This is a genomic window from Pseudarthrobacter sp. PS3-L1 (genome assembly GCF_030063285.1).
Taxonomy (GTDB): Bacteria; Actinomycetota; Actinomycetes; order Actinomycetales; family Micrococcaceae; genus Arthrobacter.
The window spans coordinates 362,657-379,885 of the sequence record NZ_JASISU010000003.1 but is presented as its reverse complement, the minus strand read 5'-3'; the positions used below and the strand labels follow the sequence as shown (position 1 = coordinate 379,885).

Below are 17,229 nucleotides of genomic sequence, written 5' to 3'. Positions count from 1 at the left end.
AGCGTGGACAGGATCACCCTCACCGGAGTCACCGCCGTCGGATATCATGGCGTTTTCGATTTTGAGCGCCGGGAGGGACAGAAGTTTGTGGTTGATACGGTTCTGTACCTGGATTTCACGGCGGCAGCGGAAACCGATGATGTCCTGCGGACGGCCCACTACGGTGAAGTGGCGCAGCGGATCACGGGGCTCATCGAGGGCGAGCCGGTGAATCTTATCGAGAAGTTGGCGGTGGGTATCGCCGAGACCCTCTTGGCTGAATTTCACGTGGACGCCGTGGATGTCACAGTCCACAAACCGCAGGCCCCCATTGCCGTTCCCTTTGGCGACGTTGCCGTGAGTGTTTCCCGGAGCCGGTCATGATGCCCAGCTATACCAAAGCCGTCATAGCCCTTGGCAGTAATCTTGGTGCGCGCCATGACACCCTTAGCGGAGCCGTTGCTGGGCTGGTGGATCCGCCGGAGGTGCGGCTCCTTGCTGTTTCTCCGGTGGTGCAGACGAAAGCCGTGGGTGGCCCGGCCGGGCAGCCAGATTTCCTCAACATGGTGATCACCCTTGAAACCTCACTGGAGCCTCTGGAACTCCTGTGGCACTGCCAAGGCGTGGAAAACAGCTACCACAGGGTCCGCGAGGTGCGGTGGGGACCCCGGACCCTGGACGTGGATATCATCACCTTCGGCGATTTTGTCAGTGACGACCCCAACCTGGTCATTCCCCATCCGCGCGCATCGGTGCGCGCTTTTGTGCTCTACCCGTGGTCACTGATCGAACCTTCAGCTCTCCTGTCCGGGGAATCCGTGGCAGACCTGGCGGTCCGGGCCAACGATTACCCGGATCTTTCCCTCTTTGACGGTTTCAGCGAATCCCAGGAGCTCCCCCGCCAGGGAGCAGCGGACTGACGCCATGAAACCCATCAATCCGCTCCGCCTCGTTTTCCTCGGGGCAGTCCTCGCGCTCCTGGGCTGGGCTGGAACTGTCCTGGCCAGTCGCTATAGCTGGTCGACGCCCCTGCTCCCTGCAGCTGCGCTGATCAGCATGCTGGTCATCGTTGTGTTGACGCTGGTGCTTGGCCTTCGGGTGTTCCGGTGGCGCAATAGCACCAAAAAGAAGACCTTCCTTGATCCGATCCTTGCCGCGAGGACCCTGATCCTGGCGCAGGCCTGCGCTTACGCCGGGACAGTGCTGCTTGGCTGGCATGTGGGCATCTTCCTGGACCAGTTCAGCACGTGGGGATTCAGCACCTCGCAGGGCCTTACCTGGCAGGCCGTTGGGGTTGCAGCGGGTGGCCTGGTGATGCTGGTGGTGGGCCTTGTGGTTGAGTGGTTCTGCAAGATTCCGCCGGATGATGGAGACTCTGCACCCGGAAACGGTGTGCGCAGGAACCGCGGCGAAACCGAGGGGGAAGGCGAGTATGCGTACCGAGGCGATTGATCCACCAGATCTCACGTGGCAGCGGGTCTCATCAAAGTATCTGAGGCTGCGGCTGATCACATGGGGAATCACAGCGGCCATCACGGTCCTGGTATTGTCCCTGCCGCTGGTCTTTGTGCTCCTCGGCTGGTGGAGCTGGCCGCCGCTGTGGCTGGCCATTGGCGTCCCTGCAGTGGTTCTTCTCCTGGAACTGTGGGAACTTCTGCTCATTCCGCGTCAGGTGCGGGCCCTGGGCTACGCCGAACGCGACGATGATCTCCTGGTGCGCCGCGGAATCATTTTCCAGCGAACGCTGGTGGTTCCCTACGGCAGGATGCAGTACGTGGATATTGCAGCCGGGCCCTTCGAGCGATCCCTGGGGCTGTGCACCCTGAAACTTCATACCGCCTCTGCCGGGACCAATGCCACCATCCCGGGCCTGCCCGCCGATGAGGGCGCCAGGCTCCGCGAACAGCTCTCCGCCCGCGGCGAAGCACGGTTGGCCGGGCTGTGACGGCTCCGTCACCGGATGGCGTGAAGCTCACGGCGTCCGACGGCGGCTGGTTGCGTGTCCACCCGGCGTCGCCATTTGTCCGGGGTTGGGTGGCGCTGGTAGCCATTGCCTTCTTCGTTGGACGGGATTTTTTCGAGCGCCTGCTCCAGGGCCGCGCCGTCCTTGACGATGAAATGGCGCAGCGTGCGCCCTGGCTCCTGATCATTGGTGGCGGAATCCTGTTCCTGGCGGTGCTGGGTTTTGTGCTGAGCTGGTATTTCACGCGCTATCAGGTTGCCGACGGATACGTCCGCGTAGCCAGCGGAATTTTCTCCCGGCAGCAGAGGCAGGCGCGGTTGGACCGGGTCCAGGCCATCGACGTCCTCCAACCGCTGGTGGCCAGAATTTTTGGCCTCGCGGAACTCAAGTTCGAGGTAGCGGATTCCGGTGAATCCGCAGTACATCTCGCATACCTGAAGAAGGCCGATGCGCAGAAGCTCCGCGCCACCATCCTGGCCCGGGCCGCCGGCATTGTTCCGGATCCCGGGATGCCCGAAGACACTGTCCCAGAAGCGCCAGAGCATCACATTCTCCGTATCCGGCCGGGCCGGTTGCTGGGATCCCTCCTGCTGAGCGAACAGACGGTGGGCATCCTCTTGGGCGCTGTGGGGGCCGTTGTCCTGTCCTCCCTGACGGAGAACCTCAGTTTTTATGTTTATCTTTTCCCGGCCGCACTGGGACTTGCCGCCTCTTTTTGGGGCTCCTTCAACAAGGGATACAACTTCACCGCTGCCATTTCCCCAGATGGGATCAGGCTGCGCTACGGGCTGCTCGACACGCAGGCCCAGACGGTTCCACCCGGAAGGGTCCAGGCCGTCCGAATTCACCAGGCGCCCCTGTGGCGCATTTTCGGCTGGTATCGCATGCACATCAACGTGGCCGGTTATGGAAATGCCGCGGATGCCAATGCCACAAGCTCCCGGACGCTCCTCCTGCCCGTGGGCACCTTCGATGACGTCCTGAGCATGATGGCGCTGGTGCTGCCCGACCCGGGAACGGACAACCCGGTGGATGTCTTTGCTGCCGGGATCAACGGCATGGACTCCGACGGCGGTTTTGTCACCTCACCGCGCAGGGTCCGTCCCATCAGCCCCCTGGGGTGGCGGCGAAATGCCTATGCTGTGACCACCACGGCGCTGCTGCTACGCTCAGGCCGCTGGTGGCGCTCCCTGGCCGTTGTTCCGCATCAGCGAACCCAGTCCATGGCGCTACAGCAGGGACCGCTTGCCCGCCGGTTCGGCGTCCTCGACCTGGTGTTGCACACCACGCCAGGTCCCGTTTCTGCACGCCTGTACCAGGCGGATGTGAGGGTTGCGCAGATGCTGTTTACCGAACAATCTGCCCGGGCCCGGGAGGCGCGGCGCAGCCAGACCAGCGAACAGTGGCTGGCGCAGGTGGTTGCCCGGCCCGGCAGCCCCATCAGCCAGGCGGAGGCACAGGCGCTTACCGCCGCCCATGGCCAGGCCTCGGTGCCCGATCCGCTACCGGAAACCGGCCTCGTGCCAGCCCCTACGTCCACACCCCTGCAGGAAGAAGACCAGCGCCATGTCTAGGCCCGGAAGGCTCGGAATCGGAATCATCGGAGCGGGCAGGGTGGGAGCCGTTCTTGGTGCCGCCCTGCGTGCAGCCGAACATGCTGTGGTGGGGGTGTCCGCAGTCTCGGATGCCAGCCGGGAGCGGGCAGAAACCCTGTTGCCCGGTGTTCCAATTCTGGAGATCCAGGACATCGTGGAGCGCTCCGAACTGGTGCTGCTGGCTGTGCCGGACGATTCACTCGAAGCCCTGGTGGATGGACTGGCCGCGCTGGGCGCGTGGCAGCCCGGCCAACTTGTAGCGCATACCGCAGGTCGGTTCGGTGTCGGCATCCTGCGTGGCATCAGAGCTGCTGGGGCAATCCCGCTTGCCCTGCACCCGGCTATGACATTCACCGGTATGAGCCTGGACCTGACCAGGCTGCCGGACTGTTCCTTTGGCGTCACCGCGGACCCAGCGATGTTGCCAATTGCGCAGGCCCTGGTGGTGGAGATGGGTGCCGAGCCTGTCGCTATTGCCGAGGGTGACAGGCCGCTGTATCACGCAGCGCTGGCACATGGGTCCAATCACCTTGCCACGATCGCCGCGCAGTCTGCAGAGCTATTGCGCGCCGTCGGGGTCGAGTCCCCGGCCAGGATGCTTGGACCACTGCTCCGCGCCACCCTGGAGAACGCACTGGCTTCCGGCGAGGGCGCGCTGACCGGTCCCGTGGTCCGGGGGGATGCCGGCACCGTTGCTGCCCACACGGAGGCCCTTCTTGATTACGACGGCGGTACCAGCGGCGACGTCCTGGCTGCATACAGGGCCATGGCAACTGCCACGGCCCGCCGTGCGGAAAGCCGCGGACTGCTAAAAGCTGACCAGGCGGCGGCGGTCCGCAGCGCACTTGACCCGGAAGGACTCTGACAATGGGCATATCCAGGAACATCAAAGTCCTCACCACTGCCGCTGAGCTCCGGGCCGAGAGTGCCCGGCTGTTGGCCCTAGGCGGAGCCTCGCAGGCACTGGTCCCAACCATGGGTGCGCTGCACGAAGGCCACGCCGCGCTCGCCAGGACTGCCGTGGAAGAGAACGACCTAGTGGTGGCCACGATCTTTGTGAACCCACTGCAGTTCGGGGAGGCAGCGGATCTGGACAGATACCCCCGCACACTTGACGCTGACCTGGCGCTCTTGGCGGAACAGGGCGTCCAGCTCGCATTCGTGCCGGAGCTTGAAGAAATCTATCCGGGCGGCGAGCCCCTGGTCCGCGTGACGTCCGGGCCACTGGGCGATGCCTGGGAGGGCGCCTCAAGGCCGGGCCATTTCGACGGGGCGCTCACGGTTGTTGCCAAACTCCTGCACTATGGATTGCCAGGGCAGGGCCAGGCCGCCTACCGTGCCTACTTTGGGCAGAAGGATGCCCAGCAACTGGCGTTGGTCAGGCGGATGGTAGCCGACCTGAACTTCCCGGTGGAGATTGTAGGAGTTCCCACCGTGCGGTCAGCTGACGGACTGGCGCTGTCCAGCCGGAACCGCTTCCTCTCAGGCGAGGAGCGGACAGCGGCCCTTGTCCTCTCCAGGGCCCTCCGGCTCCTGGAGTCCCGGGCTGATGCGCATGAGTTGTTGGACCTAGAATCTGCGCGTGCCATGGTCGAGTCCGAGCCGCTGGTTGAGCTGGACTACTTCGATGTGGTTGATCCCTTGACCCTGAAGCCGCTTGCCGGAAATCAACGGGACGCTCCCTTTCGCGGCGGAGGACTGGCACTGATTGCAGGCCGTGTTGGCCCCGTTCGCCTGATAGACAACGTGCCGCTCTCCAGCTGAAGCTCCCGGCTGCATGTTCGCTGGCTTTCCTCGCCGGGAATGGACCAGCCCCTTCGTGTGTTGTGCCAGCAGCGGGACCAAAAACGCCCTGCCATCACTCATCAAGCTTTAAGGGTTTCCCCATGTCTACAGACGTTTCCCCAGACGCCGCGAACAACACCGATGCGGGGTCGCTGTCGAAAGCTGCTGGACCGGCGTCCTCCGATGACAAGATGTCCCGTGCGTCCGTGACTGTCATAGCGACGCTGCTGGTGGCCACCTTTGTAGTGATTCTCAACGAAACCATCATGAACGTAGCGCTGCAGCGCCTCATGGTGGACCTGCAGGTGGACGCACCTACCGTGCAGTGGCTGTCCACGGGGTTCATGTTGACGATGGCGGTGGTGATTCCGACCACCGGGTTCATCCTGCAGCGACTGGCGACGCGGTCCGTGTTCCTGCTCGCGATGGGCCTGTTTAGCGTTGGCACAGCCCTGGCGGCCCTGGCGCCGGGTTTTGAGGTCCTGCTGTTCGCCAGGATTGTGCAGGCCGGTGGAACAGCGATCATGCTGCCCCTGCTGATGACCACGATCCTGACACTTGTTCCAGTACAGCGTCGGGGCGCCGTCATGGGCAATGTAAGCATCGCCATTTCCGTGGCCCCCGCCATGGGACCCACGGTGTCCGGGTTCATCCTGGAACACTTCACCTGGCGTTTCATCTTCATCTTCGTGCTTCCCGTCGCATTGGCCGCGCTCGCCATTGGGGCCAAATACCTCACCAATATTGGGGCTACCAGCAAGGTCCGCCTCGATGTCATTTCCGTGCTTCTCACGGTCCCCGGTTTCGGTGGCCTGGTCTATGGTCTCAGCCAGCTCGGGGGCGGCCACGGTGGCGATTCCGCTGGCCCGAGCACCACGGCAATCCTTGCCCTGGTGGTAGGTATCGCAGCCCTGGTGGTGTTTGTCCTGCGTCAGCTGAAGCTGCAGCAAACCACGCCCCCGGTGCGCGGCGATGCATCCGCCACGGGTGCGCCGCGTGCCACCAAAGCTTCCATGGGTGCGAAACGCTCACCACTGCTGGACCTTCGGGTTTTCGCCTTCCGGATGTTCACGGTTTCGGTGCTGCTCATGGTCGTGGCCATGATGGCACTCTTTGGCAGCGTGATCCTGCTGCCGTTGTACCTGCAGCAGGTACTGGGCCTCGGATCGCTGGAGACCGGGCTGGTCCTGCTGCCCGGAGGCCTAGCAATGGGTCTGCTGGGTCCTTTTGTGGGGCGCCTGTTCGACAAGGTTGGTCCGCTGCCGCTGACCCTCTCGGGTTCAATCCTGATGGTGGTGGCGCTCTGGCAGTTCTCCATGCTCAGCGAGACAACGTCCGTGGGCTGGATCGTCGGATTGCACGTCACGCTCAGCATTGGCCTGTCCCTGCTTTTCACCCCGGCCTTCACTACCGGCCTCAACCCGCTGACGCCAGACCTGTACTCGCACGGGTCCGCGATCATGAGCACCACCCAGCAAGTTGCTGGAGCAGCGGGGACAGCGCTCATGATCTCCATTTACTCGGTCGTTTCGGCATCGTCCGGACTCGTTGCGGGGACGAGGGCCGCCTTCATGACGGCAACGCTCATAGCCCTGGCCGCCGTCGTGCTGGCCGCGATGATGCGCAAAACCGAGACGTCAGCGGTAGCCGGGGCTCCCATCCACTAGGGCGTGCGGGTCCCGGGAGTGAACGGGGGTCAGCCGGAGTAAAACTCACTCAGTTCGGTGATGAGTTTGTCCGGTGCCCTGACTGCGCCATCATGGCCGTAACCGGTCAGGATGCTATAGCTGGACCCGGAGAGAACATTCTGGATTTGCCCGCAGGCTACCCCGAAGTGGGCCGGGCTCTTTTCTCCCACCACGATGAGTGTTTCCAGCGGCAGTTCCAGGAAGGGCTCGGCGGGCATATCCGCAGCGATGATGGCTTTGATTTCCCGGACGCCGGTCCGCATGAGCTCGCGCATCTGCTTGCCCATGGGGGTTGCGGCCGTGATCTTGTTGGCGATGGTGAGCATGGAAAGCGGCATGCGGGCGAAATGCACGCTTGTTTCCAGGCCCTTGGTCAGCACCGCCAACGCACGGTCGTCGTCTCCGGTGGCTGTGGCGCGCTCGTATTCACCCGTCCAGTCCGCCGTGACGCTGTGGTTCACCGAAACGGCAGGATCGTAGACTGCCAGCCGCTCAACCGGGAGGGTCCGCGCTGCATGGAGGGCCACCGCGCCTCCGAAACTGTGGCCGAAGACGTCGGTACTAGAGGTGTGCGACATGACGGCGTCCAGGTCACGGATGTCCACGTCCAGGGTGTAATTCTCAGGCTGGGGGGATGATTTGCCACGCCCCCGACGGTTGAACGTGTGCACCGGCCGTCCGAGGGCGGCACTGAGTTTCTGTGCAAACTTCGCGTAGTCGGCAGCAGTCACCATGGAGGCTGCGACAACGACAATTCCGGAACCCGATCCGGAGAGCTCGGCGCCGGTGGTGAACAACTCCAGGGTCCCGCCGCCAGGGGTGGTGATCATCTCGGTGGTCATCTTTGAAGCCTAGTCCAGCCGGGCCGGTCCCGCAGTCCCCAGAATTGTTGGTGGGACATGAAGCGGACCCGGTGGCTCAGTTTTCGTTTGTCGTGGCCGTGAAAAATGCGGAAATGTCGCTGACCAGTTCTGATACAGCGGCAGGGATGGAGCCATGGAACTGTTCAGGAGAGACCTTAAATGTGCTGCCTGGAACCGCTGCGTGGAGCCTTCTTGCCGTTTCCTGGTAATACTCCGGACTCTTCCCGCCGACCATGAAGTGCGTGCGGCGCGGCAGGACGGCAAAGGTCGCCACATCATCAACTTCCTTGAAGGCAGCCTTGAGCTCACCCACGCCGCTGGGGAGGAGCGTGCGCAGCAAACGGTTGACCCTCGTTCGTGAAACCATGGCCATCAGCCCAGCGAGGATGGGCTCAGGGACCCTGGAGAGGGTGCTGCTGGGCTGCATTCCTTTCCTGAGCTTTGCCATGGCGTGGGCTGGCCGGCCTGCGTTGACATCCTTCTCGAAGCCTGGCAGCCACGAGGTGTCCATGGAGCCGTCAATGTTCACCGCAGCATCGTAGACAACCAGTGTGTCTGGCTGGTGCGCAGTCCCTGCAAAAGCCTGTGCTGCGTTGAGGGCCACGGAGCCACCCAGGCTGTGGCCCAGGATGTTACGCGCCCCGGTGGTATCCATGACCAGCCGCAGGTCAGCAATTTCTGTGTCCATAGAGTAGTCCGCCGGCTGGTCGCTGGAGTCTCCGCGGCCGCGCCTGTCATAGACGTCAACGGCCCAGCCCTCGCCCAGGCCTTTAGCCAAGGCAATCGCGAAGGGCCGGTAGATCAGTGCCGTCAAGAAGGCGCCGCCTATGACGACTACGCGACGTGTGCCGGGGGCATTTTCGGCACCGTAGGTGTAGAGGGCCAGCCGGCCGCCGTCGTCAGTGGCCAGAACCTGTTCTTTCACCGCCCCATCCTAGTCGCGGAGGGCTGGTTTCCCGCTGGTCTGTGCCAGGAACCGCGCCATCCGCACTGCCAGCCGCTTCCCGGGCCGGATTGGCCCCTCGTGCAGTTGCCCAGGCACTTCGGCGAAATCCACGGCCGGGGCAACACCAGCGAGGAGGCGTCCGGTCTCCGCGAAGTAGGCTGGGCTCCAGCTTCCGCTGAGCATCAGCGTGGGGGTAGTGAGTCCGGCAAAGTCGTGGACCTCTGCGTCCGCTGCAAGAACGGACCGCATCTCCAGGACCGCGCTCGGCAGCAATGTCCGCATCTGCGCACCCAGCGGCGTCCGGGCTGAGGCAATGCTGAGCATCCGTAGTGCCCCCATGGGCAGCAGTGAAATAGGCCCTGCTGTGCCAAGGCCCTGCACCAGGTGGGCCCACGCGCTGTTCAGGTGCCCTGCGGTGAGGGATTCCTCAAGTTCCGGACGCCAGCGGTGGGCCAGGTTTCCTGACAGTGAGACAGCCGCGTCGTAGGTGACCATTCGTCGGATGGGGAAGGTGCGGGCGGCCTGCATTGCGATAAAGCCGCCATAACTGTGGCCCACCAGATCGGTAGCGCCGGTGGCACGGAGGACAGCGCCAAGGTCGGCCAGCTCGGTCGCGAGTGAATAGTCATCCGGCTGCGGTGCCGAACCCGCGCGGCCGCGCCTGTTGTAGCAGTGCACCGGACGGCCAAGGAGCAGACTCAGTTTCCGTGCAAAAGGATAGTACAGTGCGTCCGTCACCAGCGTGCCGTGGATCAGTACGACACCGGAAGATCCCCCTGGGCGCTCAGCGCCACCCGTTGTGTCGGTTCCGTTTTCCGACGGTGACCGGCCACCGACTCCGCGTGCAGGGCTGTAGAAGGAGTGCACCTCAAGCGTGCCTCCGCCGTCGTCCGCCCTTACAGCCCACGTCTCCACAGGCTGAGTCTATGCCTGTGAAGAGGGGGAAAAACCAGCACCGCATCTCCGCGTAAACTTGGGGACTGTGAGCTCCCAAAACATTCCCGCCCAGAACGCAGCCCTCGAAGCATCGGACACCAGCGAGCAGATGCGGATCCGGGCCCAAAAGCGCGCCAAACTCATTGAGAGCGGCGTCGAGGCCTACCCTGTGGGGGTGGGGAGGACACACTCCCTTGGCGAGATCAGGGCCAAGTATTCGCACCTGGAAGCGGACCAGACCACCGGCGACACGGTAGGGATCACCGGCCGGGTGGTCTTCGTCCGAAACACCGGCAAACTGTGTTTCGCTACGCTCCAGGAAGGTGGCACGGACGGTACGGGCACACGCCTGCAGGCCATGTTGAGCCTGGCCAATGTTGGTGAGGAAGGACTCGCCAACTGGAAAGCGCTGGTTGACCTTGGCGACCATGTCTTCATCAGTGGAGAGGTTATCGCCTCCCGTCGCGGTGAGCTTTCCGTCATGGCCGATTCCTGGGCCATGGCGTCAAAAGCGCTCCGCCCCCTTCCCGTACTGCACGCGGAACTGAGTGAAGAAACCCGCGTCCGGCAGCGGTACGTTGACCTTATGGTCCGTGATGAGGCGCGCCAGATGGTCTATACCCGGGCCGCGATCACTCGGTCAATCCGCGAAACGCTCTTCCGCCGCAACTACGTGGAAGTCGAAACGCCTATGCTGCAGCTGGTCCACGGTGGGGCCGCAGCCCGGCCGTTCGAGACACACATGAATGCCTTCGACCAGAAGATGACCCTGCGGATCGCCACGGAGCTGTACCTCAAGCGTGCCGTGGTGGGAGGAATCGACAGGGTGTATGACATGGGCCGCGTCTTCCGCAACGAAGGTGTCGATTCGACCCACAGTCCAGAATTCACCACTCTGGAAAGCTACGAGGCCTGGGCCGATCAGTTTGTGATGGCTGAGCGTATGCAGGAAATGATTCTCGACGCTGCGGACGCGGCGGGCGTCGGACGCACCATCAGCACCGCGGCCGGCGAGATCAACCTTGATGGCGAGTGGGCGTGGCTGTCCGTGTACCCGGGCCTCTCTGCCGCAGTGGGTACGGAGATCACCCCGGACACCACCGCCGAGGAACTCCGCGCAGTGGCGCAGGAGCACAGCGTCAAGATTGATCCCGCATGGGACGCGGAAAAGCTGGTTGTTGAACTCTTCGGAGAGATTGTGGAGCCTACTCTGCTCCATCCGACGTTTGTCTGCGACTACCCACCCTCTGCCCAGCCGCTGGCACGTCCGCACCGGGAAGATGACCGCCTGATTGAGGCATGGGATCTGATCATCGGGGGAATGGAATGCGGCACTGCATTCTCGGAACTGATCGATCCGGTCATCCAGCGTGAACGCCTGACCGACCAGTCGCGCAAGGCCGCTGCTGGCGACGATGAAGCCATGGCCCTTGACGAGGACTTTCTCCGGGCGCTTGAATACGGAGCCCCACCCATGGGCGGAATCGGCCTGGGTATTGACCGCCTGGTGATGCTTTTCACCGGGACTGGTATCAGGGAAACCATCCTCTTTCCGTTCCTGAAGCCAGAGGCTAACTGATCATGGAATACGCAGCCGTTCTTGTTCCCTCAATTGTTGTGGGCCTAATCTTCTGGTTTGCCATGAAATCGATCTTCAATGCAGATAAATCGGAGCGGCAAGCAGAAGCCCGCGCGCAGGCTGAAGCGGACGAGCAAGATGCGCTTCGAGCCAAGGTGGATAAGGCTGAATCCCCGGAAAATCCAGGCACCGGAACAGGTTTATAGGATTTCCCAAGCCCGGTAATTGCACATTCTTATTATCGCTTTGACGGCTTGCCATTCACTGGGTAATACTTTATGGGAAGTGTATAAATTTTGAACATCCCAACTTTTCCTTAAGGAAGTTATCTCATGGCACAGAAAGTTGAAATCATCCTCGTTGATGATCTGGATGGGGGATCCGCAGACGAAACCATTTACTTCGGGCTTGACGGTTCGCAGTATGAAATTGACCTTTCCAGCGCCAACGCTGCCGAACTCCGCGCCAGCATGGAGAAATTTGTCTCAGCTGGCCGCAAGGCTGCAGGGTCAAAGGCGGCCCGCGCAAGCAAGCCGTCGCCGGGAAGAAATCAGGAATCCGCACAGATTCGCCAGTGGGCCCGTGACAACGGCTTCACTGTCAACAGCCGCGGCCGCATTCAGGCCGAAATCCAGGACGCTTACCACAAGGCCAATTCCTGAGGCGTGCCACACAGATAACTGTCCCTCCTGCAGATGCCCCGTTGACCCTCTGGTCAATGGGGCATTCTGCTGTCGGAGAAATTTCGGCCGGGAAATGGGAAAAATGACCAGCGTCGCCAATCGATGGAATATCACCCGGGGAAACCTGGGTTAGTAAACCAAGGAATCCGGTGAAATGCCCCCGTCGGATTGCGCCAGCAGATTGCTTCCGGCCTGGCACCAGTGCAGGGGAAGCTCCGCCGTCGAAGGTCACCGACTGATTCTGGATAGGCGCGAATGACGCCGGGTTTCCCCTGTGGCGAACACGCTCCACAAGTCGGTGCCCTGCACGTAGCATCAAAGTAGTCGTAGCAAGGAGTGTGGCGAAATGTTTGAGCGATTTACGGACCGTGCCCGTCGGGTAGTGGTGCTTGCCCAAGAAGAGGCACGCATGCTTAACCACAATTACATCGGTACTGAACATATCCTCTTGGGCCTGATCCATGAGGGTGAAGGCGTTGCTGCCAAGGCTCTGGAGTCTTTGAGCATTTCGCTCGACGGCGTTCGCGAGCAGGTGCAGGAGATCATTGGACAGGGCCAGCAGGCTCCATCCGGTCACATCCCCTTCACTCCCCGTGCCAAGAAGGTGCTGGAGCTCTCGCTGCGCGAGGCGCTGCAGCTGGGGCACAACTACATTGGCACGGAGCACATCCTGCTTGGCCTCATCCGGGAGGGTGAAGGCGTGGCAGCCCAGGTGCTGGTGAAGCTTGGTGCGGACCTGAACCGGGTCCGTCAGCAGGTCATCCAACTTCTCTCCGGCTACCAGGGCAAGGAAACCACTGGCGCAGGCGTCGGCCCGGGCCAGCCCGAGGGCACCCCTGCGGGTTCGGTGGTGCTGGACCAGTTTGGCCGTAACCTCACCCAGGCTGCGCGCGAAAACAAGCTGGACCCGGTTATTGGCCGCGAGCAGGAAATGGAACGCGTCATGCAGATCCTTTCCCGCCGTACCAAGAACAACCCGGTCCTCATTGGCGAGCCGGGCGTCGGCAAGACGGCCGTCGTCGAGGGCCTCGCCCAGGCCATTGTCCGGGGCGACGTACCAGAGACCATCAAGGACAAGCAGCTGTACACCCTTGACCTCGGTTCCCTGGTGGCAGGTTCCCGCTACCGTGGCGACTTCGAGGAACGCCTCAAGAAGGTCCTCAAGGAAATCCGCACCCGCGGAGATATCATCCTCTTCATTGATGAGATTCACACCCTTGTAGGTGCAGGCGCGGCAGAGGGTGCCATTGATGCTGCGTCGATCCTGAAGCCCATGCTGGCCCGCGGTGAGCTGCAGACCATTGGTGCCACAACTCTGGATGAGTACCGCAAGCACATTGAGAAGGATGCGGCACTGGAGCGCAGGTTCCAGCCCATCCAGGTCAATGAGCCGTCAGTTGTGCATGCCATTGAAATCCTCAAGGGCCTGCGTGACCGCTATGAGGCACACCACAGGGTCTCCATCACGGATGCTGCCCTGGTGGCTGCCGCAAACCTCTCGCAGCGGTACATTTCTGACAGGTTCCTGCCGGACAAGGCCATTGACCTGATCGATGAGGCGGGTGCGCGCCTGCGGATCCGTCGCATGACGGCGCCGCCGGAGCTCAAGGCCATGGATGAGCGCATCTCCGAGGTCAAACTCGAAAAAGAATCGGCCATCGATTCCCAGGACTTCGAGGGTGCAGCTTCGCTCCGGGACAAGGAGCAGAAGCTCATCACCGAGCGTGCCGAAAAGGAACGTACCTGGAAGTCCGGCGGCATGGATGACATCTCCGAGGTTGATGAGGACCTGATTGCAGAGGTTCTTGCGAACTCCACGGGCATCCCGGTCTTCAAGCTGACGGAAGAGGAGTCCTCGCGGCTGCTCCACATGGAGGATGAGCTGCACAAGCGCGTTGTTGGCCAGAATGAGGCCATCAGGGCAATCTCGCAGGCTATCAGGCGCACCCGTGCCGGTCTGAAGGATCCCAAGCGTCCCGGTGGTTCGTTCATCTTTGCTGGCCCCACCGGCGTCGGCAAGACCGAACTGGCCAAGGCCTTGGCGGAATTCCTCTTCGGTGAGGAAGAAGCCCTCATCACCTTGGACATGTCCGAATACTCCGAGAAGCACACCGTTTCGCGTCTCTTCGGTGCCCCTCCGGGCTATGTGGGCTATGAAGAAGGCGGGCAGCTGACCGAGAAGGTCCGGCGTCGTCCGTTCTCAGTGGTCCTGTTCGACGAAGTAGAGAAGGCCCACGCTGATCTCTTCAACTCACTTCTGCAGATCCTGGAAGACGGCCGCCTCACCGATTCCCAGGGACGGGTCGTGGACTTCAAGAACACGGTGATCATCATGACCACCAACCTTGGCACCCGTGACATCTCCAAGACTGTTGCCACTGGCTTCCAGTCGGGGACGGACAGCCAGACCGGGTACAACCGCATGCGTGCACGGGTCACCGAGGAACTCAAGCAGCACTTCCGGCCCGAGTTCCTGAACCGTGTTGACGACGTTGTGGTCTTCCCGCAGCTGACTCAGGACGAGATCATCGAGATCGTGGACCTGTTTGTGGGACGCCTAGAAAAGCGCCTCAAGGACAAGGACATGGGCATCGAGCTCACCACCGCTGCCAAGAAGCTGTTGGCCACTCGTGGCTACGATCCCGCCATGGGTGCGCGGCCGCTGCGTCGCACCATCCAGCGCGAGATCGAAGACCAGCTGTCCGAGCAGATCCTGTTCGGAGAGCTCCACGCTGGTGACATTGTCGTGGTTGATGTCGATGGCGGTGAGGGTGACGAGGCCAAGTTCACCTTTGCAGGCAACCCCAAGCCGGTTATCCCGGAAATCGCGCCCAGCATCTGATCCTGCTGACCCAGAAGCCCCATCCCCTCCGACTTCGGAGCGGGTGGGGCTTCTTTGTGTTGCCCTGGCAGGGTGATGCGCATGCTTGGGCAGTGGGATGTGCGCGTAAAACTGTGAAAGAAATGTTTCACTCTGAGTGAACTCCCTGTGATCGGCAGCACAGGCAGTGTTGAATCAACTCATGGCCACAGCAGAACCGGCGATCCCGGAACCTCAACCACAAGCCCATCCAGCGACACCGTTCCACCACATGGACCATTACCTGAGCATCCCCCGGGTGGGTGGACTGACGTTGAGCATGGATGGCAAGAAGCTGGTCACCACTGTGGCGACGCTCAACGGCAAAGGTACCGACTACGGGACGGCGCTCTGGGAGATCGACCCAGAAGGCCAGCGGCAGGCGCGGCGCATCACGCGCAGCGCAAAGGGTGAGGCCGGAGCGGTGTTCTCGGCAACGGGAGAGCTCTACTTCACCTCATCCCGTCCCACGTCCGATGACCCCGGGGCTGAGCCGACCAAAGCGCTCTGGAGGTTGCCAGCTGAAGGTGGCGAGGCCCGCGTGGTGTTGAGCAGGGCAGGTGGAGTGGATGCTGTGCTGTGTGCCTCCGCTGCAGATAAAACCTTTGTGGTTGGGTCCGTCCTTGCCGGATCTAAAGACGAGTCCGAGGACGAGGCCAAGCGAAAGCTCCGCAAGGATGGCAAGGTCTCCGCGATCCTGCACTCCGAATACCCGGTGCGATATTGGGATTCCGATTTGGGCCCCGACCAGCCGAGATTCTTTGCGGTAGAGAACGGCACTGCGGACGGGGCCGCAAGCCGCAAGCCCGCCACCGTTGACAGCGCTGTGCCGCTGACATTGCGCAACCTGACCCCGGAGGCGGGTGCACGGTTCCGCGAGACGCACCCTGTGATCAGCCCAGATGGCCAGACTATCTATGCCAGTAGGACAAAACCCCTGGCCAAGGCTGAGAGCCGTTCAGTCCTGGTCTCCATCGACGTGGCCACGGGCGTTGAGCATGTCCTGGTAGACCAGCCGGGCATGAGCTGGTCCGCCGGGCCGGTAAGTCCGGACAACAACACGCTGGTGCTGGTCAGCGAGAGCGACACCACTCCGCAGCAGGCACCCCACGTGCAGCTGCACCTGCTGGATGTCAGTGCCGGAAACCGGGGTACCGACGTCGTCCCCGCAACGCCGCAGCCGTTGGTCCACGACTGGGATCGCTGGCCCCATCCTGCTGCCTGGCTGCCTGATGGGACGGGGCTCCTTGTCACTGCGGACGATGACGGCGCCTCGCCGGTTTTTCGAATCAGCATCCCGTCCTCAGCAGCGGAGGTCAGCGTCACCCGGATCACGCCGGATGCCGCCAGCTACACCGATGTGGTGGTCTCACCCGATGGCCGGTATGCCTATGCGGTCCGGAGTTCCTACGAATTCCCGGCTGAAGTAGTGCGCATTGCCCTGGATTCGGGGGATGTCACAAGGCTCCCAGCGCCTGCTGAGCGCCCGCAGCTGTCAGGGCGGCTGGAGCGGGTTGCCACAACAGCCGCAGACGGCTCCCGGGTGCCTGCGTACCTGGCACTGCCCGATGGTGCGTCGAAGGACAACCCTGCCCCGCTCCTGCTATGGATCCACGGCGGCCCGCTGGGGTCGTGGAACGCCTGGACATGGCGCTGGAACCCCTGGCTGATGACTGCGAAGGGTTACGCTGTCCTTCTTCCGGACCCGGCACTGTCCACCGGGTATGGGCAGGCCTTCATCCAGCGCGGCTGGGGATCGTGGGGCAAGGCCCCCTACACGGACCTGATGTCCATCACGGACGCTGTGGAGGCGCGGGCGGATATCGACGCCACCCGAACTGCGGCCATGGGGGGATCTTTTGGCGGTTACATGGCCAACTGGGTTGCTGGTCACACGGATCGGTTCAAAGCCGTAGTCACCCACGCAAGCCTATGGGCGCTGGATCAGTTTGGCGCCACCACTGACTCGTCGAACTACTGGTTGCGTGAAATGACGCCGACGATGGCCCTGGAAAACTCCCCGCACCTCCACGTGGACAACATCACGGCCCCCATGCTGGTGATTCATGGCGACAAGGACTACCGGGTGCCGATCGGCGAGGGCCTGAGGCTCTGGTACGAACTGCTCTCCCGGTCAGGGCACGCGGCGGACGACGAAGGCCAGACTGCGCACCGGTTCCTGTACTTCCCGGATGAGAACCACTGGATCCTAAAGCCGCAGCACGCCAGGGTCTGGTATGGAGTGGTGGATCAGTTCCTGGCCCGCCATGTCCTGGGCCAGGAACTTCCGGACCCCGAAGAATTGGGTCGCTAGGGATCCTCCAGCGGAGGGCGGGCGGATTCGGAGCCGGC

The 17,229-nt window shown here is 62.5% G+C and carries 16 protein-coding genes; 13 read left to right on the top strand and 3 right to left on the bottom strand.

Going from position 1 to position 17,229, the window contains the following annotated elements; translation table 11 throughout:
- The first annotated feature begins 3 nt into the window (after positions 1–3).
- The 8 genes from folB to QMG79_RS09610 all read left to right on the top strand — a co-directional run bounded on the left by folB (position 4) and on the right by QMG79_RS09610 (position 6,989).
- Positions 4–363, top strand: a complete 360-nt coding sequence (folB, locus tag QMG79_RS09645; RefSeq protein WP_283538373.1) for a dihydroneopterin aldolase — start codon at positions 4–6, stop codon at positions 361–363.
- A complete protein-coding gene (gene folK, locus QMG79_RS09640) occupies positions 360–899 on the top strand; it encodes a 2-amino-4-hydroxy-6-hydroxymethyldihydropteridine diphosphokinase (RefSeq protein ID WP_283538372.1) in 540 nt (179 codons plus the stop codon). Before folB ends, folK begins: the two co-directional genes overlap by 4 nt.
- A 4-nt stretch (positions 900–903) precedes the next feature.
- A complete protein-coding gene (locus QMG79_RS09635; protein ID WP_283538371.1) occupies positions 904–1,431 on the top strand; it encodes a DUF3180 domain-containing protein in 528 nt (175 codons plus the stop codon).
- Entirely contained in the window at positions 1,412–1,924 is a 513-nt protein-coding gene (locus QMG79_RS09630) for a PH domain-containing protein (protein WP_283538370.1), read from the top strand. The genes QMG79_RS09635 and QMG79_RS09630 overlap by 20 nt, the downstream gene beginning before the upstream one ends.
- Complete coding sequence (locus QMG79_RS09625) at positions 1,921–3,516, top strand: PH domain-containing protein (RefSeq protein WP_283538369.1); 1,596 nt, start codon at positions 1,921–1,923, stop codon at positions 3,514–3,516. Before QMG79_RS09630 ends, QMG79_RS09625 begins: the two co-directional genes overlap by 4 nt.
- Complete coding sequence (locus tag QMG79_RS09620; RefSeq protein WP_283538368.1) at positions 3,509–4,402, top strand: Rossmann-like and DUF2520 domain-containing protein; 894 nt, start codon at positions 3,509–3,511, stop codon at positions 4,400–4,402. The genes QMG79_RS09625 and QMG79_RS09620 overlap by 8 nt, the downstream gene beginning before the upstream one ends.
- A 2-nt stretch (positions 4,403–4,404) precedes the next feature.
- Positions 4,405–5,301 (top strand): pantoate--beta-alanine ligase, encoded by an 897-nt coding sequence (gene panC, locus QMG79_RS09615; protein ID WP_283538367.1) that lies wholly within the window; start codon positions 4,405–4,407, stop codon positions 5,299–5,301.
- 122 nt (positions 5,302–5,423) lie between these two features.
- Positions 5,424–6,989 carry an MDR family MFS transporter gene (locus QMG79_RS09610; protein ID WP_283538366.1) on the top strand — a complete coding sequence of 522 codons (1,566 nt, stop codon included), beginning with the start codon at positions 5,424–5,426 and terminating at the stop codon, positions 6,987–6,989.
- Positions 6,990–7,018: 29 nt separating this feature from the next.
- Here QMG79_RS09610 and QMG79_RS09605 read toward each other — a convergent pair whose 3' ends face one another.
- The 3 genes from QMG79_RS09605 to QMG79_RS09595 form a co-directional block, all read right to left on the bottom strand.
- Entirely contained in the window at positions 7,019–7,852 is an 834-nt protein-coding gene (locus tag QMG79_RS09605; RefSeq protein WP_283538365.1) for an alpha/beta fold hydrolase, read from the bottom strand.
- 76 nt (positions 7,853–7,928) lie between these two features.
- Positions 7,929–8,798: an alpha/beta fold hydrolase gene (locus QMG79_RS09600; RefSeq protein ID WP_283538364.1), complete on the bottom strand. Its 870-nt coding sequence runs from the start codon at positions 8,796–8,798 to the stop codon at positions 7,929–7,931.
- Positions 8,799–8,807: 9 nt separating this feature from the next.
- The gene (locus QMG79_RS09595) at positions 8,808–9,734 is read right to left on the bottom strand and encodes an alpha/beta fold hydrolase (protein WP_283538363.1); all 927 of its coding nucleotides are present in this window, start codon (positions 9,732–9,734) and stop codon (positions 8,808–8,810) included.
- 67 nt (positions 9,735–9,801) lie between these two features.
- Between QMG79_RS09595 and lysS the strand changes: the two genes are divergently transcribed.
- The 5 genes from lysS to QMG79_RS09570 all read left to right on the top strand — a co-directional run bounded on the left by lysS (position 9,802) and on the right by QMG79_RS09570 (position 17,191).
- A complete protein-coding gene (gene lysS, locus QMG79_RS09590) occupies positions 9,802–11,334 on the top strand; it encodes a lysine--tRNA ligase (RefSeq protein WP_283538362.1) in 1,533 nt (510 codons plus the stop codon).
- A gap of 2 nt (positions 11,335–11,336) precedes the next feature.
- A complete protein-coding gene (locus QMG79_RS09585) occupies positions 11,337–11,540 on the top strand; it encodes a hypothetical protein (RefSeq protein ID WP_283538361.1) in 204 nt (67 codons plus the stop codon).
- Positions 11,541–11,666: 126 nt separating this feature from the next.
- Positions 11,667–11,996 (top strand): histone-like nucleoid-structuring protein Lsr2, encoded by a 330-nt coding sequence (locus tag QMG79_RS09580; protein ID WP_283538360.1) that lies wholly within the window; start codon positions 11,667–11,669, stop codon positions 11,994–11,996.
- Between the two features lie 367 nt (positions 11,997–12,363).
- Positions 12,364–14,859, top strand: a complete 2,496-nt coding sequence (locus QMG79_RS09575) for an ATP-dependent Clp protease ATP-binding subunit (protein WP_283538359.1) — start codon at positions 12,364–12,366, stop codon at positions 14,857–14,859.
- Between the two features lie 181 nt (positions 14,860–15,040).
- The gene (locus QMG79_RS09570) at positions 15,041–17,191 is read left to right on the top strand and encodes a S9 family peptidase (protein ID WP_283538358.1); all 2,151 of its coding nucleotides are present in this window, start codon (positions 15,041–15,043) and stop codon (positions 17,189–17,191) included.
- Positions 17,192–17,229: the final 38 nt, after the last annotated feature.

Bases quoted from the DNA above. Each gene is read 5' to 3' on its own strand.
- folK (WP_283538372.1), top strand. From the start codon at position 360: ATGATGCCCAGCTATACCAAAGCCGTCATAGCCCTTGGCAGTAATCTT.
- QMG79_RS09635 (WP_283538371.1), top strand. From the start codon at position 904: ATGAAACCCATCAATCCGCTCCGCCTCGTTTTCCTCGGGGCAGTCCTC.
- QMG79_RS09630 (WP_283538370.1), top strand. From the start codon at position 1,412: ATGCGTACCGAGGCGATTGATCCACCAGATCTCACGTGGCAGCGGGTC.
- QMG79_RS09620 (WP_283538368.1), top strand. From the start codon at position 3,509: ATGTCTAGGCCCGGAAGGCTCGGAATCGGAATCATCGGAGCGGGCAGG.
- panC (WP_283538367.1), top strand. From the start codon at position 4,405: ATGGGCATATCCAGGAACATCAAAGTCCTCACCACTGCCGCTGAGCTC.
- QMG79_RS09610 (WP_283538366.1), top strand. From the start codon at position 5,424: ATGTCTACAGACGTTTCCCCAGACGCCGCGAACAACACCGATGCGGGG.
- QMG79_RS09605 (WP_283538365.1), bottom strand. From the start codon at position 7,852: ATGACCACCGAGATGATCACCACCCCTGGCGGCGGGACCCTGGAGTTG.
- QMG79_RS09585 (WP_283538361.1), top strand. From the start codon at position 11,337: ATGGAATACGCAGCCGTTCTTGTTCCCTCAATTGTTGTGGGCCTAATC.
- QMG79_RS09580 (WP_283538360.1), top strand. From the start codon at position 11,667: ATGGCACAGAAAGTTGAAATCATCCTCGTTGATGATCTGGATGGGGGA.
- QMG79_RS09575 (WP_283538359.1), top strand. From the start codon at position 12,364: ATGTTTGAGCGATTTACGGACCGTGCCCGTCGGGTAGTGGTGCTTGCC.
- QMG79_RS09570 (WP_283538358.1), top strand. From the start codon at position 15,041: ATGGCCACAGCAGAACCGGCGATCCCGGAACCTCAACCACAAGCCCAT.